At 66.2% G+C, this 15,294-nt stretch carries 11 protein-coding genes and 6 pseudogenes; 12 read left to right on the forward strand and 5 right to left on the reverse strand.

Features of this window, described 5'->3' with window-relative positions:
- Window positions 1–176: 176 nt before the first annotated feature.
- Complete coding sequence (locus tag ABD339_RS03270) at window positions 177–1,622, reverse strand: pyridoxal phosphate-dependent decarboxylase family protein (RefSeq protein ID WP_344561906.1); 1,446 nt, start codon at window positions 1,620–1,622, stop codon at window positions 177–179.
- Between the two features lie 365 nt (window positions 1,623–1,987).
- On the opposite strand from ABD339_RS03270, the gene ABD339_RS03275 reads away from it, so the two are divergent.
- Together ABD339_RS03275 and ABD339_RS33685 are read left to right on the forward strand one after the other, a co-directional pair.
- Window positions 1,988–2,521: a resolvase gene (locus ABD339_RS03275; protein WP_344561908.1), complete on the forward strand. Its 534-nt coding sequence runs from the start codon at window positions 1,988–1,990 to the stop codon at window positions 2,519–2,521.
- Between the two features lie 490 nt (window positions 2,522–3,011).
- Window positions 3,012–3,107: pseudogene (locus ABD339_RS33685) on the forward strand (IS5/IS1182 family transposase); the annotation flags it as partial.
- A 337-nt stretch (window positions 3,108–3,444) separates the two neighbouring features.
- Here the strand turns inward: ABD339_RS33685 and ABD339_RS03280 are convergent.
- Window positions 3,445–4,249, reverse strand: a pseudogene (locus ABD339_RS03280) (transposase family protein).
- A gap of 1,288 nt (window positions 4,250–5,537) precedes the next feature.
- Here ABD339_RS03280 and ABD339_RS03285 point away from each other — a divergent pair.
- The 7 genes and pseudogenes from ABD339_RS03285 to ABD339_RS03315 all read left to right on the forward strand — a co-directional run.
- Window positions 5,538–5,953, forward strand: a pseudogene (locus ABD339_RS03285) (transposase family protein); the annotation flags it as partial.
- 872 nt (window positions 5,954–6,825) lie between these two features.
- Window positions 6,826–7,047, forward strand: a complete 222-nt coding sequence (locus ABD339_RS03290; protein ID WP_344561910.1) for a hypothetical protein — start codon at window positions 6,826–6,828, stop codon at window positions 7,045–7,047.
- A gap of 10 nt (window positions 7,048–7,057) precedes the next feature.
- Complete coding sequence (locus ABD339_RS03295) at window positions 7,058–7,390, forward strand: transglycosylase SLT domain-containing protein (RefSeq protein ID WP_344561912.1); 333 nt, start codon at window positions 7,058–7,060, stop codon at window positions 7,388–7,390.
- A 115-nt stretch (window positions 7,391–7,505) separates the two neighbouring features.
- Window positions 7,506–7,946: pseudogene (locus ABD339_RS03300) on the forward strand (C40 family peptidase); the annotation flags it as partial.
- A gap of 190 nt (window positions 7,947–8,136) precedes the next feature.
- Window positions 8,137–8,544, forward strand: coding sequence for a hypothetical protein (locus ABD339_RS03305; protein WP_344562375.1), 408 nt, complete (start codon window positions 8,137–8,139; stop codon window positions 8,542–8,544).
- Between the two features lie 11 nt (window positions 8,545–8,555).
- A complete protein-coding gene (locus tag ABD339_RS03310) occupies window positions 8,556–9,236 on the forward strand; it encodes a type IV secretory system conjugative DNA transfer family protein (RefSeq protein WP_344562329.1) in 681 nt (226 codons plus the stop codon).
- Window positions 9,233–9,742, forward strand: a complete 510-nt coding sequence (locus tag ABD339_RS03315; protein WP_344561914.1) for a hypothetical protein — start codon at window positions 9,233–9,235, stop codon at window positions 9,740–9,742. The genes ABD339_RS03310 and ABD339_RS03315 overlap by 4 nt, the downstream gene beginning before the upstream one ends.
- Before the next feature lie 259 nt (window positions 9,743–10,001).
- Here ABD339_RS03315 and ABD339_RS03320 read toward each other — a convergent pair whose 3' ends face one another.
- On the reverse strand, window positions 10,002–10,898 hold the full coding sequence (locus tag ABD339_RS03320; protein WP_344561916.1) for an ETX/MTX2 family pore-forming toxin: 897 nt from the start codon (window positions 10,896–10,898) through the stop codon (window positions 10,002–10,004).
- Between the two features lie 1,050 nt (window positions 10,899–11,948).
- Between ABD339_RS03320 and ABD339_RS03325 the strand changes: the two are divergent.
- Window positions 11,949–12,431 (forward strand): annotated as a pseudogene (locus ABD339_RS03325) (transposase family protein); the annotation flags it as partial.
- Window positions 12,432–13,267: 836 nt separating this feature from the next.
- On the opposite strand, the gene ABD339_RS03330 reads toward ABD339_RS03325, so the two are convergent.
- On the reverse strand, window positions 13,268–13,486 hold the full coding sequence (locus ABD339_RS03330) for a DUF397 domain-containing protein (protein ID WP_344561918.1): 219 nt from the start codon (window positions 13,484–13,486) through the stop codon (window positions 13,268–13,270).
- A gap of 199 nt (window positions 13,487–13,685) precedes the next feature.
- On the opposite strand from ABD339_RS03330, the pseudogene cas2e reads away from it, so the two are divergent.
- Together cas2e and ABD339_RS03340 are read left to right on the forward strand one after the other, a co-directional pair.
- Window positions 13,686–13,916 (forward strand): annotated as a pseudogene (gene cas2e / locus ABD339_RS03335) (type I-E CRISPR-associated endoribonuclease Cas2e); the annotation flags it as partial.
- 16 nt (window positions 13,917–13,932) lie between these two features.
- A complete protein-coding gene (locus ABD339_RS03340; RefSeq protein WP_344561920.1) occupies window positions 13,933–14,103 on the forward strand; it encodes a hypothetical protein in 171 nt (56 codons plus the stop codon).
- Between the two features lie 172 nt (window positions 14,104–14,275).
- On the opposite strand, the gene ABD339_RS03345 is transcribed toward ABD339_RS03340, so the two are convergent.
- Window positions 14,276–15,286 carry an NADP-dependent oxidoreductase gene (locus tag ABD339_RS03345; protein WP_344561922.1) on the reverse strand — a complete coding sequence of 337 codons (1,011 nt, stop codon included), beginning with the start codon at window positions 15,284–15,286 and terminating at the stop codon, window positions 14,276–14,278.
- Window positions 15,287–15,294 lie beyond the last annotated feature (8 nt).

The raw sequence follows: 15,294 nt of genomic DNA on the forward strand, positions 1-15,294 counted from the left end.
CATACACTCTGGGTCAAGATTCCGCCCGATGCCTCAGGATGAGCCGTGCTGACCCGGCTCAGTCAGCCGACGGCACCGGCTCTGCCCGGTGCCGTAGGACCTTCCGGCAGCCTTCTTTCTTCTTTACAAGCGGTTCCGCCAACCGACCATGTAGGACACGGTCTAAACCAGTACCGTCAGAGCAAGGCGGCCTGACGGGCCGTTTCCTGTGTGACGTGCTGCAGTGCCTCGTCCAGGTCCTCGAGCCCTACCAATGGGTTGAGCAGTACGGCGCGCAATACGGTGCTGCCGCCCACCCGGGTCGTGGACAGCAGGAGCCGTCCGGAGTGGAACAGAGCCTGCTGCACCCGCTCGTGCAGAAGATCCACGTCCCTCTGTGAGAGACCTGGCTGAACGAGCCGGAAACACACGACGGTGGTGTCCGGCTCCGTGACCAGCTCCAGTCCGGGGGCCTTGTGGATGCGTTCGGCAAAGGACGTGGTGCGCTCACGCGCCCGGCGCAGGATCTGCGTATATCCAGCAGTCCCGAGATGCCGGATGCACATCCACAGCTTCAGGGCTTCGAGCCGACGCGAGCCTTCGAGCCGCCGGTCACCGGCGTCTTGATCCGAGTCTCGCTTGAGCGCGTACTCGGCATGGAAACGCAGCCTGTCGGATTCGTGATCATTTCGCAGCAGCAGGGAACCCACCGCATACGACGCGTACAGCGTTTTGTGCGGGTCCCAGGAAACGGAGTCTGCCTGGTACCAGTCAGACGTGGCAACCGGATCGGTCAGTGTCAGCATGCCTCCCAGGGCCGCGTCCATGTGACACCACGCCCCGTGGCTGCGGGCCGAGGCCAAGAACTCAGGCAGCGGCTCAACCACACCGGCGTTCGCGGTACCCGCAGTGCAGATAAACAGGAACGGATGCAGATCCTTACTCGCCAGTTCGTCGGCCAGCCTGCAGACCGCGCCGTCACGCAGCCGGCCGGTCACGTCCGTAGGCACCCGGACGATCGCATCGTGGCCCAGTCCGGCCAGCGAAGCGGCCTTGTCCAGCGACACATGGACCTGGTCACTGGCCACGATACGCAGCGCCGTCAGATCCCGGCCCTCTTGCAGGGCCCGCTCGCGAGCCAGGTGCACCGCAAGGAGGTTGCTCATCGTGCCACCAGAGGTGAGCATGCCACCCGCACCGGCCCCGTACCCGACACGGGCACAAAGCCAGTCCACGACCTGCCTTTCCAGCGTGGCGGCAAGCGGTGCTTCCTCGTAGATGAAAGCGCACTGATTCGTGGCACCGATCAGCAGGTCCGCAAGCACAGATATGCCGAGCGGCGGCGGGACCATATGCGCCATCGAAAGAGGATGCCGCGTATCTACGGCATGCCGCACAAACGTGTCACACACCTCAGCGAGAACATCATCCAACTTCGCACCCTCATCGCCTGACAGTTCCAGGCTTACGGCCTTGGGAGGCGTGAACGGGCTCCTCCGCGGAACCTCAGCCTCAACGAATTCCAGCAGTGTGCGCGATGCCGCCTGGACACCTGACAGGCTGAAGAGGCCCAAAAGCCAGGGATCCAGGGGTTCTTCCGCGGCTGCGGTCAGTACTCCAGCACCTTCTTGGGTTACAGACATGATTCTCCGTGCGGCCGTGTTTTCTGCACACATAGTCATGAGGCCCTTCCGGGATGCTTTGCCGTCCGAGACGACGGTGCCGTGGGCACGCCCGGACGTCTCGACTCGCCGGCAGGCGGTGTCGGCGCCCGACGGGCCCAGTCTCGACCAGGGCTCTCGTGGAATCGAGTCCCCGATCGTGGACGCCGGAGCGAGGGCCGGCGGGTGACGGCGGCCTGTGGTTACTCCCGTAGGCGGTCTTTTTTCTAGCACTTTGTGGCCGCGAGCTTCCCCATCTACTACTGACCTGTGACAGCGGACCCTGACCGATTGCCAGCGAAGTTTGACCGCTGAATCCCCAGGTCACGGGATGCTCGCAGCGATCGGTGCTCGGCCTCCAGCGGGAGCTGACCTACGACGGGCTGCGGGCCGCCGAGGCGAAGGGCAGCAAGGGCGGGCGCCGCCCTGCCGTCCCGTCCGACAAGACCGACGCCGTGCGCACCGCATACCTGGAGGGCCGCTTCATCGCCGCCCTCGCCCGCGACCACGCTGTCAGCCGCGGGGCCATCCGCACCGCCATCGCCGACCTCCTGCCCGAGCACACCACAGCCGACCACGAGGGCACCCCGGCCCCGGAACTGCCGGTCACCCTCGACATGCCGGGCAAGGTCGCCGACTTCCTCCGCACCACCGAGCTGGAGCCCGCCGAGCGGGCCGCGCTCGACCAGGGCGCGACCGTACGACGCGGCCAGGGCTACACCCTGCGCGTCAGCGCCATCCCGGCCGTCCACCGCCGGCTCCTCGACCACTGCCGTCCCCTCGACGGCATCCAGGGCGCCCCGGCGATCCCGGCACAGCGCAAAGCCCGCCGCGAGTACGAGAACCGCGTCAACGCCCTCGTGGCCGACACCCCGCACTGAGCGCCATCCTGGAGGTATGGCCCGCCGCCGGTACTGCTACGTCTGCGGCGCCGTGCTCCCCAAGGGGGCGACACGGCGGCGCCTGTACTGCGGTCCGGCCTGCCGGGCCCAGGCGTACAGGGACCGGCGAGTTACTTGCCCGGACTCCGGGCCCCCTTCGCGGCCACGTCGCCGCGAGCGACCCCCGGCAGCCCAGCGCCGCGAGTGACCGTGCTCACGCCGTCCGCCCTGGAGCTGACTCAGTCGTAGGGCCGGCTCTCATGGCGCAGACACGCAGCGCACAGACCGTACGGAGGGCTGGGGTCGTTGGTGCGCGCCCCGCAGGCCCAGCAATGCCCGTGGTCGCGCGCGGTGCACGAGTCGGGACACTCATCAGGATCGGGCTTCCCGATCAACGGGTTCCGGGCGTCTCGGCCGTCCTGCTCCACGGCACCAGTCTGCGCCGGCCTGCGGCCACGCGCACCGCCCCTTCAAGATCATCCCGTGGCCCCTTTCGGGCTTCCCTCGGCGATTCCCCTACCTGGCCTTTCTCGGACTGGCATCCGCTCTCTGCTGTTACAAGCGGTTCCGCCAACTGACCACGTAGGACACGGTCCAAGTCCGAGTAGCCCGCCTCGGCTTCACACCCGAGGCGGGCGTGCTCGCGCTCGACCGGGAAAGGAACAACCCAGGAGCGCTGGCGTGACCACATGCCTGCCCGCGTCGTCCTGACCTCCATCGGCCTGCGCCTCCAGCCGCCAGGTTCGAACTGGCTGCCCTTCGCTCACACTCTGCTGACCCATGCTGAGCGGCGGCCTTCTGGGGTGGTCCTGTCCTACAGCGTGTGCGCCCCGCTGTTTCTCTCCGGCTCGGCCGCTCCTTGGCTCGGGGCCGCGATACAGCACCTCGCTTCTCGCGGCGTATGGAGCCTCATGGAACCTCTTTCATCCTGAATAGCTGCAGGTCAGGAGAGTGTGGACGGCGGTGACGGCACGGCCGATGCGGCGGGGGGAGCAGCATGCTCCGCGTAGGAGGCGCCAGGACTTGAGCGGGGCGAAGGCACGTTCTCGAGGGGCGCGCACGCGAGCTTGGTCGCGGTTGAACTGCTGGTGGTGCTCCGGGAGTTCGTGATGCCGGTGGTACGGCGTGCGGAGTGTGTTGTCGGCGCCTTGGTAGGCGCGGTCGGCGAGCACGGGGGTCTGGCGGGTGAGGCGGGCTTCGGTGGTCCCGTGGGCGCGGGCCGCGGTCAGGTCGTGCGTGCGGCCCGGCGTCGCCCGTGAGAGCCACAGGGGCGTCTCGTCCGGTAGTGCGATGACCTGCACGTTCATGCCGTGCTTCCGGTGTTTTTGTGAGTAGTACGGCTCATCGGTGGCAAGGTGGTCGATCGGGATGAGCGGGCCGTCGACGATGACGAAGTCGCCCTCGCCCAGGCCGGCCTGGGCTTCGCGCAGTCCGGACTCCCAGCTGGCCGGGACGTCGATGGTCTCGTCCACGTACCGCCATGCTGTCGCCTCGGAGATCCGAACCCGGCGCGAGCTGGGCGAACGTCTCGTTCTTGCGCAGGTGTGCCAGGGCGAGGAGGGCCTGGTGGAAGCAACAGAGCGTGCGCCACGTCGAGTTCAGTTCACGCCTTCGGGCGTAGATGAGCCAGGAGACATGCTCGACCAGCTCGTGCGGGACGTCGAGCATGGAAGGATACGGAACCCGATGGAGCCCCTCGGTTGCCGGTGTGATGGGTGAGATCACCACGCCGACGACGAGGGGCTCTGCCATGTCACCGCCCCCGCTGACCAACCCACTTCACCCCTACAGCACAGGATGAAAGAGGTTCGGTGACCGGAAAGTGTCCCGGCGGTTCAGGGCGACTTGAACGTCGGCGAACCGCCGGCGGCGGGCATCGACTCGGGGCGATCAGCAAGCGCTGACCTCCGAGGGCCCGGCGACGTCCGCCGCAAGCTCGACGCGACACAACTCCGGGTTCTGGCACAGGCGATGGATCCCCGCCTGGCCGCCTCCGGCCGACCCGACCAGTTTTCGATGGCGGCCCGGATCGCTGAGATCGTGCGCCGTCAAAGATCTCTATCAACCGTGAAACACCTGCTGAAGTGCCCACGAGAGTTCGCAGACCATGCCGTTACGACAAACGTTCGAGTCGAGGCCGATACGAACCCTGGGCCCCGGTTGAACCGCCGACCCCGTCTGCCCGTTTTCACCTGCCGAGGAAGCGCACCGGACCCCGGAAGGAGCACGCGACAGATGACACGGCCGCCGGAAACAGGAGATCTCGAGAAGTTGAGGGCGCAGCATGCTGCGAGTTGGGAGCAACGCGAGCAAGCGGAGCGGCTGGTAGATGATCTATATCGCGACCTGGCATCGGCTCAGCTGGACGTAAAGCAAGTGGAAAACGGGATGAAAGCGGTCGAGAAGCGAGATGCCGAGCTTGCTGCCCGGGCTACCACTATGGGCGTGACACAGTTCAGTAATCATGAACAGGTAGGCCAGCGCGCATCCGCGACACTGCTCAGCAGGTACAAAACGTCAAGAAGTACTGCCCGGCAGTTCCACAGGCAGGAAGACTTTGACGACATGTTGATACATGGTCAAGCCTACGTCATCACCAAGCTGGAACAGCAAAAAATACTAGAGGACAGGTTGAATACTCTGGCTACACTCGACCAATCCTCAACGCGCGCCCCGGTCCAGGAATCCACACAGGGAAACACACGGTCCTCCCCGCCCGATTTCCGGAGCATCGCTCAGGCCGTTCAAGGGACCCAGCCATCCGGCTCTCGGAGCACAGACGGGAACCGGCGCCCAATACAGCCACCAGCTGTCACCGCCCACAAAAGCAACCCCAGCAACGGGCGCCCGCCGACACGCGGCAAGTGATTCCACTCGACGGACGCCTGGGCGTACCCGCTCAAGACGCCTGAGGCCACCCCGCTCCGTACGGCTTCGGCCCTTGGCGCATCGACCAGGAGCCGAAGCCGTCACCTGACCGCAGTCCTCACCTACGCATCAGACCCGCACCTCGACCGTCCGCGACAGCCGGGCCGAATACTCCCGTGAGCATCATCGGCACGGGGTGAACGTGCAGGTGGCGACCGACCCCGCTGGTCGGCTGCCGCGAATCTCGCCCGCACCGCCCTGCCGCGCCCACCACCCGACAGCCGCCGCCCGCACCCATCGGACCATCCGGGTCTGCGAACGCCGGGGCGCCCCGGCCCTCGCCGATCGCGCTCCATGCGAGCCGGCCCGTGGGTGACGAGACCCCCAGACGTCCGCCGGGCCGCGAACTCCCCCTGACCCGGCAAAACCGCCAACGGCGCGGGCACAGGTCGAGCGCGGCGCGGCCCGCTTGAAGTAGTGGCGGATCTTCCGCCGATGCCGTGCAGCCCGAATCGAATGACGTCTATCGCCGCGGCCCTCCTCGCATTGGAGCGGCAACACTGAGAGCGCTCGCTGATCCGGCACAGCACTCGGCCTCCAGCGCCGATCCTCACAGGTTGAGGGCTCGGTGATGAGGCTGCATGCAGCGCAAGTGCACGAGCAGAACGGCCCGAGAGGTGGGAATCGGTCGAGCAGGGCTCTGCGGCCGCGGCTCGACTGGCGGAAAGCGCCGGCGGCAGGTTCTACTGGAATGGAAAAACGTGACGCAAAGGCGCTATCCGTCACAGCTGGATATCTTTAATAGCGCGGGTTACCTCGGGTCGTGACGGCTGTCGTCGTGGGCCGCGCTATGCGCCAGGAGAAAGCGATATGCCGATGGCGGCGAATTGAGCCCGGGGAAGGGCTCGGCGTGACCAAGTCCGGCTCACAGCTGCTGACTTATTCGAGGTTCACGGACAAGACCCCCAGAAAGGTGGAACCTAATTCCAGGAATTAGGTTCCACCTTTCTGCTGATTCGAGTTGTCCGCGAACCTCTGTCAGGGTCTAGGCATGGCCAACGCCACGGCGCTTCTTGGCTTCTTCACTGATTCCGTATTTTCGGAATCGCGCCTGCCCTGAGCTTGGCGACGGGCTGTTCCAGCCCGCATGAAGGCCAGCCGAAGTCCCAGGACGCAAAGCGCCGTTCGGTCTCGTCGAGCGCCGAGAAAACGGCCGCGGCGAGCGCGAGCGAGTCAGCTTCGGCGTCAAGGCGCGGTGTGGCCTCGGGGGTTGAGCGGACTGCCCGAGCCTTCACCAAGGCGTACGCGCAGCACGATGCCCGCGACGGCAAGGACCGTTCGTACGCGGACGCCGGTGCGCGGGCCGCCAAGTTCGCGGCGGGTGAACTGGTGGATGTCCTGGGCCAGAAGCGGCCGGGTCAGGACGCACCCGGGCAGTGCTTCGCGCCGGACAAGGGCGCCAGACGGTCAAGATCGCCTCCGCTGTGGCTCCTGACGGCGCACCCGCGGCGGACAAGTCGTCGGCCCTCGTTCGAGTCGCCTACACGCTCACGACGACCCCGAAGAACGGCCGGCCGCGGCACAGCAGCGAACAGCTCGCCTTGCGGCTGGAGCACACCTCCAAGGGCCGGCGGGTCACCGACTTGCCCTTGGCGTGACGGAGCCACGATGAACAAAGGTGTGCAAGCTGGCCTCGCGCTCTTCACGGCCACCGTCGTTTCGGGCGGCGCCCTGCCGACCACGTTCGGCGGGGCCGACAACGCCTCCGCGCAAGAGACCGGTCCCGGCGGCGGCATCAGGGCGGACGCACCCGTTCCCGGCTGGGTCCGCGAACTCGTCAACAAGCACGCAGGCGAGTGTCCGCAGGTCACGGCCTCGCTGCTGGCTGCTCAGTTCTACACCGAGAGCAAGTTCAACCCCTGCGCGACGTCACCGGTCGGGGCGCTCGGTATCGCGGCAGTTCCTGCCGGCGACCTGGTCTCAGCATGGCAAGGACGCTGACGGAGACGGGGTCAAGGACGTCCGCGACCCCGCCGATGCCGTCGCTGCGCAGGCCGCGTACGACTGCTCCTTGGCCGAAGGGGTCAAGGACGTGCCGGGCGACCCGACAGACACCATGCTCGCGGCGTACAACGCGGGCAGCGGTGCAGTGATCAAGTACGCGGGCGTCCCCCCGTATCGCGAGACCCGCGACTACGTGCGGAGAATCCGTGCGCTCGCCTCGAAATGGGCGGAGGCCGTCCGTCCGGACGCTCCAGCAGGCAAAGGCGCCGCCCGCGCGTTCTCCGCCGCGAAAGCAGCGTTGGGTACCTGGTGCCGGTGGGGCGGCAGTTGCGTGAAGCCGTACACCGGGGCGGGCGGCTGCGACTGCTCGTCGCTCACCAAAATGGCCTGGGCCGCAGCGGGTGTGAACCTGCCCCGAGTCACCTACGACCAAGTCCGGGCCGGGACCGCCGTCAAGAGCGATTCGCAACTGACGCCCGGAGACCCGCTGTTCAGCGTCCCCGGCAGGGCTGGTCCCGAACACGTCGGCATGTACATCGGCGACGGCCAGGTCATCGAGGCTCCCCATACAGGGGCCCGGGTGCGGATCAAACCGCTGAGCTGCTGGAAACCGCAGATCATCGCCATGCCTGGTCATCGTCTACGCCCCGTACCGGCCCAAGGGCACCTCCCAGCGGCGCACGCTGTACCGCTGGTGGCGGATCGACCGCTACCGCCGCAAGGCACTCCGCCGTACCGGTGGAGTGCGGGTCTCCCCTGCCTTCGAGACCGGCGTGCGTCGCGACGGCACCCCGTCGGATGCGGCCCTGGTGGAGCCGGAGGGCATCGCGGGCATGGCATGGATGCCGGTCACGGTCCGCGGACAGAAGGCCGTCAACGTGCTCCAACCGGAGGCCGGGGGTGTCACCGGCACCCTGGAGATCGCCTCCCCCGGGCTCGGCGGCACAGAGGTCGGCGATCAGGTCGTCGCGCAGGAGCGCTGGGGCGAACTCCTCGACGCCTTCGGCAACGTCGAAGAGCACCCGGTCAAGCGAGTCCAGGTCCTGGCCCGCCAGATGAAGTCCGACCCCTGCGCGCGTCAGCGCTTCATCGCGCAGCGCGACGAGTCCGCGGCGAGTCCGCGGCGACGGCCGACGCTCCGCAGTGGCTGAAGGACTCCGAGGTGAACCCGGTATCACCGCTGACCACGGCCGTGACCGAAGACCTCCTGGACGTCGCCGAAACACACGCCCTCACCTCTCCTGCGGGACGGCTCGACCCACCGCTTCTCGCGGCGTTGGACGAAGCCCCGAACGTCGCCCCCATTCCGTCACTGCGGAAACGGGTCGCCGATGGCCGCGGACGCGGCATCACCGTGATCTACGGCCTCCAGGGCTGGGCCTCGGCCCGTGCCCGCTTCGGCGAGGACACCGCGAACGAGCCGGCGTCCTTCACCAACCGCATCATCGTCTTCGGCGGTGCCAAGGACCCCGCCTTCCTCAAGGACATGTCCGACCTGTGTGGCCAGGTCAAGCGCGTGCGGAAGACCAAGACCACCACCGGCGGCGACCGCTGCGGTGGGCACTCCACGGCGACCCACAGGGAACTGGAGCCGGTCCTGCGCGGGTATGAGATCCGCGGGCTCGATGACGGTCAGGCGCTCGTACTCGCGGACAGCCTTCCACCCGTTCTTACTCGTCTGGACGGGATGTGGTCCTGCGACTCCTGGCCCGAAATCCAGGCCCACATCCAGGACCTCAGAGCGGCCAACGAGCAGGAGCGCCGGGAGAGGGCTACCGCGAAGAGGCGTCAGTCCCAGGCGCACGCCGCCACCTGGGCAAGCAGGAAAGGGGCTTCCGCGTGACCACGAACCCGTTCGCCCGGTACGCGGCTTTCCCCGAAATGCCGTCGCTGATCGCGAACTACGTCGCTGCGCGGAGCGCCGAGGAATCCGCGGTGGACGGTCCGTCTCCGTGGGGCATCGGAGCCCTGCCCGCCGAGCTGCTCGAACCGATGCCGGTGCGGCTCGACTCCGTGTGCCGCTGGTTGAACCGCACCTACGCATGGCAGCCGCACCAGGTCATCCCGCCCTGCTGGAGCGAGCACCAGCACCTGCCCTGCGAGATCGCGGCCCTGGCGTTCGCCCGCATCGACGCATACGAGGACGCAGGCTCGTCCGTGGTTCGGCACGAGCAGTACGACCGGTTCCTCACCCGCATGAACAACGCCCTCGGCAAAGCCGGTGATGAGTGCCGCAACGGCCGCCACGACGACCAGCCCGTCACGATCCAGCTCGCGGCCTGGCCCTGGGCGACCTCACCGGACAACGAGCCCCAAGGCTCCGGGCCCGAAGAGGAGAAGGCTGCGTGATCCCGGACCGGACATCTGGTCAACCAACCGCGGCCCGCGCCCCGGAGGTGAGAGGGCGCCCAGCCGGTTGCAAGGTGACCGAGACCGCCGTCCTGCCGACTCGCGCCGACCCAACATGCCGAACGCTCCGAGTCAGTTGCCAGCATTGCCCGTGTCCGAAGCGGGGCTGCACTGATTTCCTTTTTGGAATGGATTCTCGGTGCAGCCCCGCGTAACCGGCATGCTGGCGGAGCTAGAAAACTGCCGTCGGTGTCAGAATCTATTCGACGCCGATGGTGTGTTCTGCGGAATCGGCGTAGGTGGCAGGTGGCCCAACCAGGTGTCCACTGGCGTCGTATTCGCGAACGGTAGTCTCGCTGCTTGCTCCGAAGGCAGCGGTCAGAACACCTTCCGTGCTGGCAATAACACCATTGGGCACGATCTTATACCCTGAGATGTCAGTAGCTCCCGTCTGTGCTACCACACTGGGCGTGTAATTGAATTGCTGGAGGTCTCTCACGAGTTTGTCAATCGGGATCCACCACAGTCGGTGATGAGGATCCTCGTTGTCAATGGAAATATTCCTCTCGAACTGCACAGCAACCCCACCGTGCAGCGGAATAGTGGCCGTGAAGGGGACCTCGTAGTTCTTCATGTCCACATGCATGGTGACGTCAGCATAGTGCCCAGGAGGGACCTCGACGGGAAGACTGTACTTGTAATCCCTTTTACTCGAACCGAACGTCTTCCGCCCTGCGCTGAAATTAATTTCACCGCTCTGTTTGAACCCGCCACTCGCGACAAAAGGAAGTTCGAGTGTCCCGCTTACTTCGTAGCCGAGTTTGAAGCCTCCAGTAATGGTGACTTCCACGGACTCCGTGACTTCCTTGGAGAATTCTATCGTCTCCTTCACGGAGACGCTGCTGTGTCGAGCATCGATACGCCTCGACCCCCCGAACTCTTTGATGGGCTGCAGATGCTCCGAAACGGGCCGATAGTTGACCTGTACACCCGGGCCCTCTTGAACCTTCTTCCACTTCTTGAGGTACTCACTCTTCGATAAGTCCCAGTTCTCCTTCGTTGTGGCAATCCAGAGTACCCTGCCTCCGCCCCCGAGCCACGCCTTTTGCTTTTCAGCCCAAGCGTAAGTCAATTCATCAATACTGAGACTGGTCATTCCGAACTCCAATCAAGTGCCACTTTGGTGCGCACCTGACTCGCGTCAGGGGCGCTCAATTTGCGACATGGATTTTTCGCCCGCTCGGAAACGTAGGCGAAAATGTCTGCCGAATGTGACGCTAATATTCGATGGGCCGTTCGTCAATATGGCATTAATGGCCACACTCGTACGGGCCGCAACGGCGACAATGAGACTTTCCAACTTGGCTCGAAAGCAGGGTCGATCTCGCCGGGATGACGGTCTTTTACGCAGGACATCTGCGACTCCGTCTTCCGGCCGCTGCCGTTCCTCCACACCGACTCCGTCGCAGCACGCAGTACGTTGCGGACCGGGTCGGCACTGGACTTCTCGTCGATGTACATGCTCCTACCCAGCCGGGGGTAGTCGAGGTCCAGATGCCACCAGTCCAGTAGCAGTTCGCTATTTCCGCTGGTCAGAAGTGCGTCTGTGGGTGTATTCGCCTGACGTGCTGAGAGGCACTGTGAATTCGTGACGGGGTGCGGCGGCGGTGGTGGCAGCGGCGGGCGACGGCCAAGTGCCGGCGTCGCCAAGGCCGGCTCATCGCGTGGTCGGTGTGCTGAAGGTGTGCCAATGGGGAAGTGCGAGTTGCCAGGAGGCACCGGATTTCCGCCACGGTAAGCGATGCAAGGGAGCTGGAAGAGTTTTTCTGCAGACCCCTTCTCTGTTCCCGCAGCGAGGGCCATGGCGGCGAGAAGGGCGTTGGCGAGCACGGCCAGGGTGACATGCCCCGGAGGCGAACATGTTCGTGTCCGAACACAGGGCGCCGAGGGCATGGCCGGCGAACGGTGTGCTGACGCGGCGGACCTCGCTCAGGCGCGCGTCCGGACACCACGGGGAGGCGTGCCAGGCGCCGAGCAGGAGCGACTGAGGGGGCCGAGGTCGAACTCGGCGGTGACCAGGCCGTGAGGGTTTTCCAACCTGTCTGCCGGATACGGGTGTTGGGGGCATGGGTGGTGTGCGGACGTGGAGAAGCTCCTGGTAGACGGGTGGGTGTCGAGTCCAAGCCGTCCTGCCAGGAGCTTCCGCGTGTTTGTCTACCCAGCCGGCGCCGATCTGTCCACCTCCACCCTGCGCTTCCTCGCCCGTGAACTGGCCGCACGCCGTCTTGAACGCGGGACTCGATGGCGTCGGCTGACCGCCTGATGGCAGGCGCTGCTCGTGGTGGCCCATCTGCGGTGCGGCCATACCTACGCTCAGCTCGCCGCCGGGTTCGGTGTGGGCACCCCACCATCGCCTTCCGGTACATCGCCGAGGCCGTCGAGGTCCTGGCAGCACTGTCACCGATCCTCGCCGAGGCGGTGAGGACCGCCTCCACCAAGGCGTTCGTGATCCTTGACGGCACGCTGCCGCCGATCGACAGGATCGCTGCCGACCGGCCCTTCTACTCCGGGAAGCACAAGAAGCACGGCATGAACGTGCAGGTGATCGCCGATCCGGCGGGGCGGCTGCTACGGGCCTCGCCGGCGCTGCCCGGCGCGGTCCACGACATCAGGGCCGCGGGAACCCACAGCATCGTCCAAGCCGTCCTCACCCTGCACCTGACCTGCCCAACTGAAGTTGGAAACGGCTCAGTGTCAGCGGCGGTAAGCACACCGTCCCGCTGTGGATCTCCGAAACCTGCTGCGACCCGAGCTGCTCAAGGAGCGCTCCCTTTGAACCACTCGGCGGTGGGGTGCGTTGCAGCAGAGTGCGAAGAGTCTGAAGTGACCTTCGGTCCAGGAATCCGACATGAGGACGTGGCAGACCATGGCTGCATCACGGGGCAGCATGCTCCCGCTGGAAATTCAAGCGTACGAGCGATGGAAGGAAAGGGAGATGCGAGGGGAATGGAATATGTGGGACGGGGAGCCTGCAAGGGCCGAGATGAATGATTTGGTGGACCGTCTGATGGCTGCCACTGGATTGGAGCGCGGCCCGGCGACCATACGCCTGGGGGACCTCAAGGGGCTGGCTCGGAGGCACGCCTACGAGGAGGGGTCCGCGCTCGGACTGAACGGAACTACGGCCGCAAGTATCCGCAATACGACGCTTCCTGCGAACGGGCAGTCATCGAGTTCAACCCTTGCCAACAGGAACGGAAACGGTGCCAATACCGGCAATGCGCAGCGGTCGCGCAGCCGTAGCCGCTGACCTCTTTGCGTCCCACCCTGTCGGCGCGGGGACGCGTGCCGAGGTGGTCGGCCCATGACACCGTGGCCGCTGCCACTGGTCCTTGGGACGTTCACCGGAAGCGAGGCCGAGGCAAGGTCCGAATAGCCCGGCCGACGCCATCCCCTTCCTCGCCCGACCGGCCTCCGCCGGGACGCCCTGGGCGAGAGCGGCACTCTCGCCCCGGAGCACTGCCCCTATCCGAGGGCTCCGCTCTTCACGGAGGTCACGAAGGCCGCCCAGGCACCGGCCCGGAAGGCAAACGCGGGCCCCTCCGGCTGCTTCGAGTCCCGCACGGCCATGATGCCGCCGTCGAGAGGTGCTCCCTCAACGCAGGCTCCGCCCTGGTCGTTGCCGTAGCTCGACTTGAACCAAGCAGCGTCGCGCGGGATCACAGCCACGCTCCTCCTGGGCATCAATGCTCCTTGGCTGCTTTCTTGATGAGACTTGAGACGACCTGTACGGCAGAATTGCGAAATCGCGTACAGAGGAAGAGAGTTGACGGTTGGGCGGGTTGTGTATAAGCGTTCGACAGTACTCCTTGCAGATGCCTCACTGAACCCACCAAATCGCCTCCGGCAGCGACGGACCCGAGGACTACGGGGACGAGCTCTGATGACCGTCATTGTCCTCACCAACTGCCCTGTCGGTCTGCGCGGCTTCCTCACCCGCCGGCTGTTGGAAATCTCCGCAGGCGTCTTCGGCGGCGACCTCTCGGCCCGCATCCGCGACACCCTCTGGCACGAAGGCCGGCAGTACGCCGGCCAGGGCCGCGCCCTGCCGGCCCACACCACCGACAACGAACAGGGTTTCACCTTCCGCGCCCTCCCCGCGGCGAGGAACCCTCCACCGGGCGGAAATCATGCGTAACGCCGAGGGGTGGCACAACTTCTCCGGCAAGCACAAGGCCCACGGCCTGCTGTTTCTCGCGCTGACCGACGCCAAGGGCAACCTGATCGGGATCTCGCGGCCCCTCCCGGACGGTCCAGCGAGATCACCACGGCCCGCCACAACAAGATCACCGAGCAGCTGAGGGAGTCCGGCCTCGGTGCCCTGCCGACCTCGGCTTCGTCGGCCTGGAGACCACCCCGACGAGCGCCCCGTGGTCCTCACCGGCCGCAAGGCCACCCGCAACCAGACGATCACGCCACCGACCTCGGCGAGAACGCGGTCACCCGCTCACACCAGAGCCATGACCTGCAACTTCACGAGGACACGAGCTCAATGACGACCTTGCCGGCCTTGGCGCGGGCCTTCTCGGCATACTCCATGGCCTCGCGGGTCTGCTCGAAGGGGAAGACACGGTCGACGACGGGGCGGACCTCTCCGGCGTCGATGAGCCGGGCGAGTTCGCACAGCTGGTCGCCGTCGGCCTTCATGAACAGGAAGGAGTAGGTCACGCCCCGGCGTTTGGCGTGGCGTCGGGTCTTGAAGCTCAGCATGTTCATCGCCTGCCGCAGGACCGGGTTCGCGCCGAGCTCGCGGGCGAAGTCCGCGTCGGGCGGCCCGGCGATGCTGATGACCTTCCCGCCTGGTTTGAGGACCCGCAGCGACTTCTCCAGGGTCTTGCCGCCGAGGGTGTCCAGGACGAGGTCGTAGCCGTCCAGGAGCTCCTCGAAGTCCTGGGCGCGGTAGTCGATGACGACGTCTGCGCCGAGTTCCTTGACCAGGGCGGCGTTGGCCGCGCTCGCGGTGGTGGCCACGTGTGCGCCCAAGTGTCTGGCCAGTTGGAGGGCGATGGTGCCCACTCCGCCGGAGCCCGCGTGGATCAGGACTTTCTGGCCCGGCTGGACCTGTGCCCTCTCGACCAGCGCCTGCCATGAGGTGAGGGCCACCAGGGGAAGGGAGGCGGCCTCCGCCATGGTGAGGGCGGTCGGCTTGTGGGCCAGGTCGTTCTGGTGGACGGCGATGAGTTCGGCGAAGGTGCCGATGCGGTCCTTGCCGGGCCGGGCGTAGACCTCGTCACCCACCCCGAACCGGGTGACGGCCGAGCCGGCCCGGACCACCACTCCGGCGAGGTCGTTGCCCAGCACGAGAGGGAGCCGGTACGGCAGGATCTGCTTGAAGGCACCGTCGCGGATCCTGAAGTCCAGCGGGTTGACGCTCGCCGCATGGATCTTGACCAGCACGTCGTCGGCGCCCGGCTCCGGATCGGGCATCTCGGCGGGGCGCACCGCCGACTGGTCACCGTACTTCTCGATCAAGTAGGTCTTCATCGCCGTCT

The organism is Streptomyces axinellae, assembly GCF_039532135.1.
Taxonomy (GTDB): domain Bacteria; phylum Actinomycetota; class Actinomycetes; order Streptomycetales; family Streptomycetaceae; genus Streptomyces; species Streptomyces axinellae.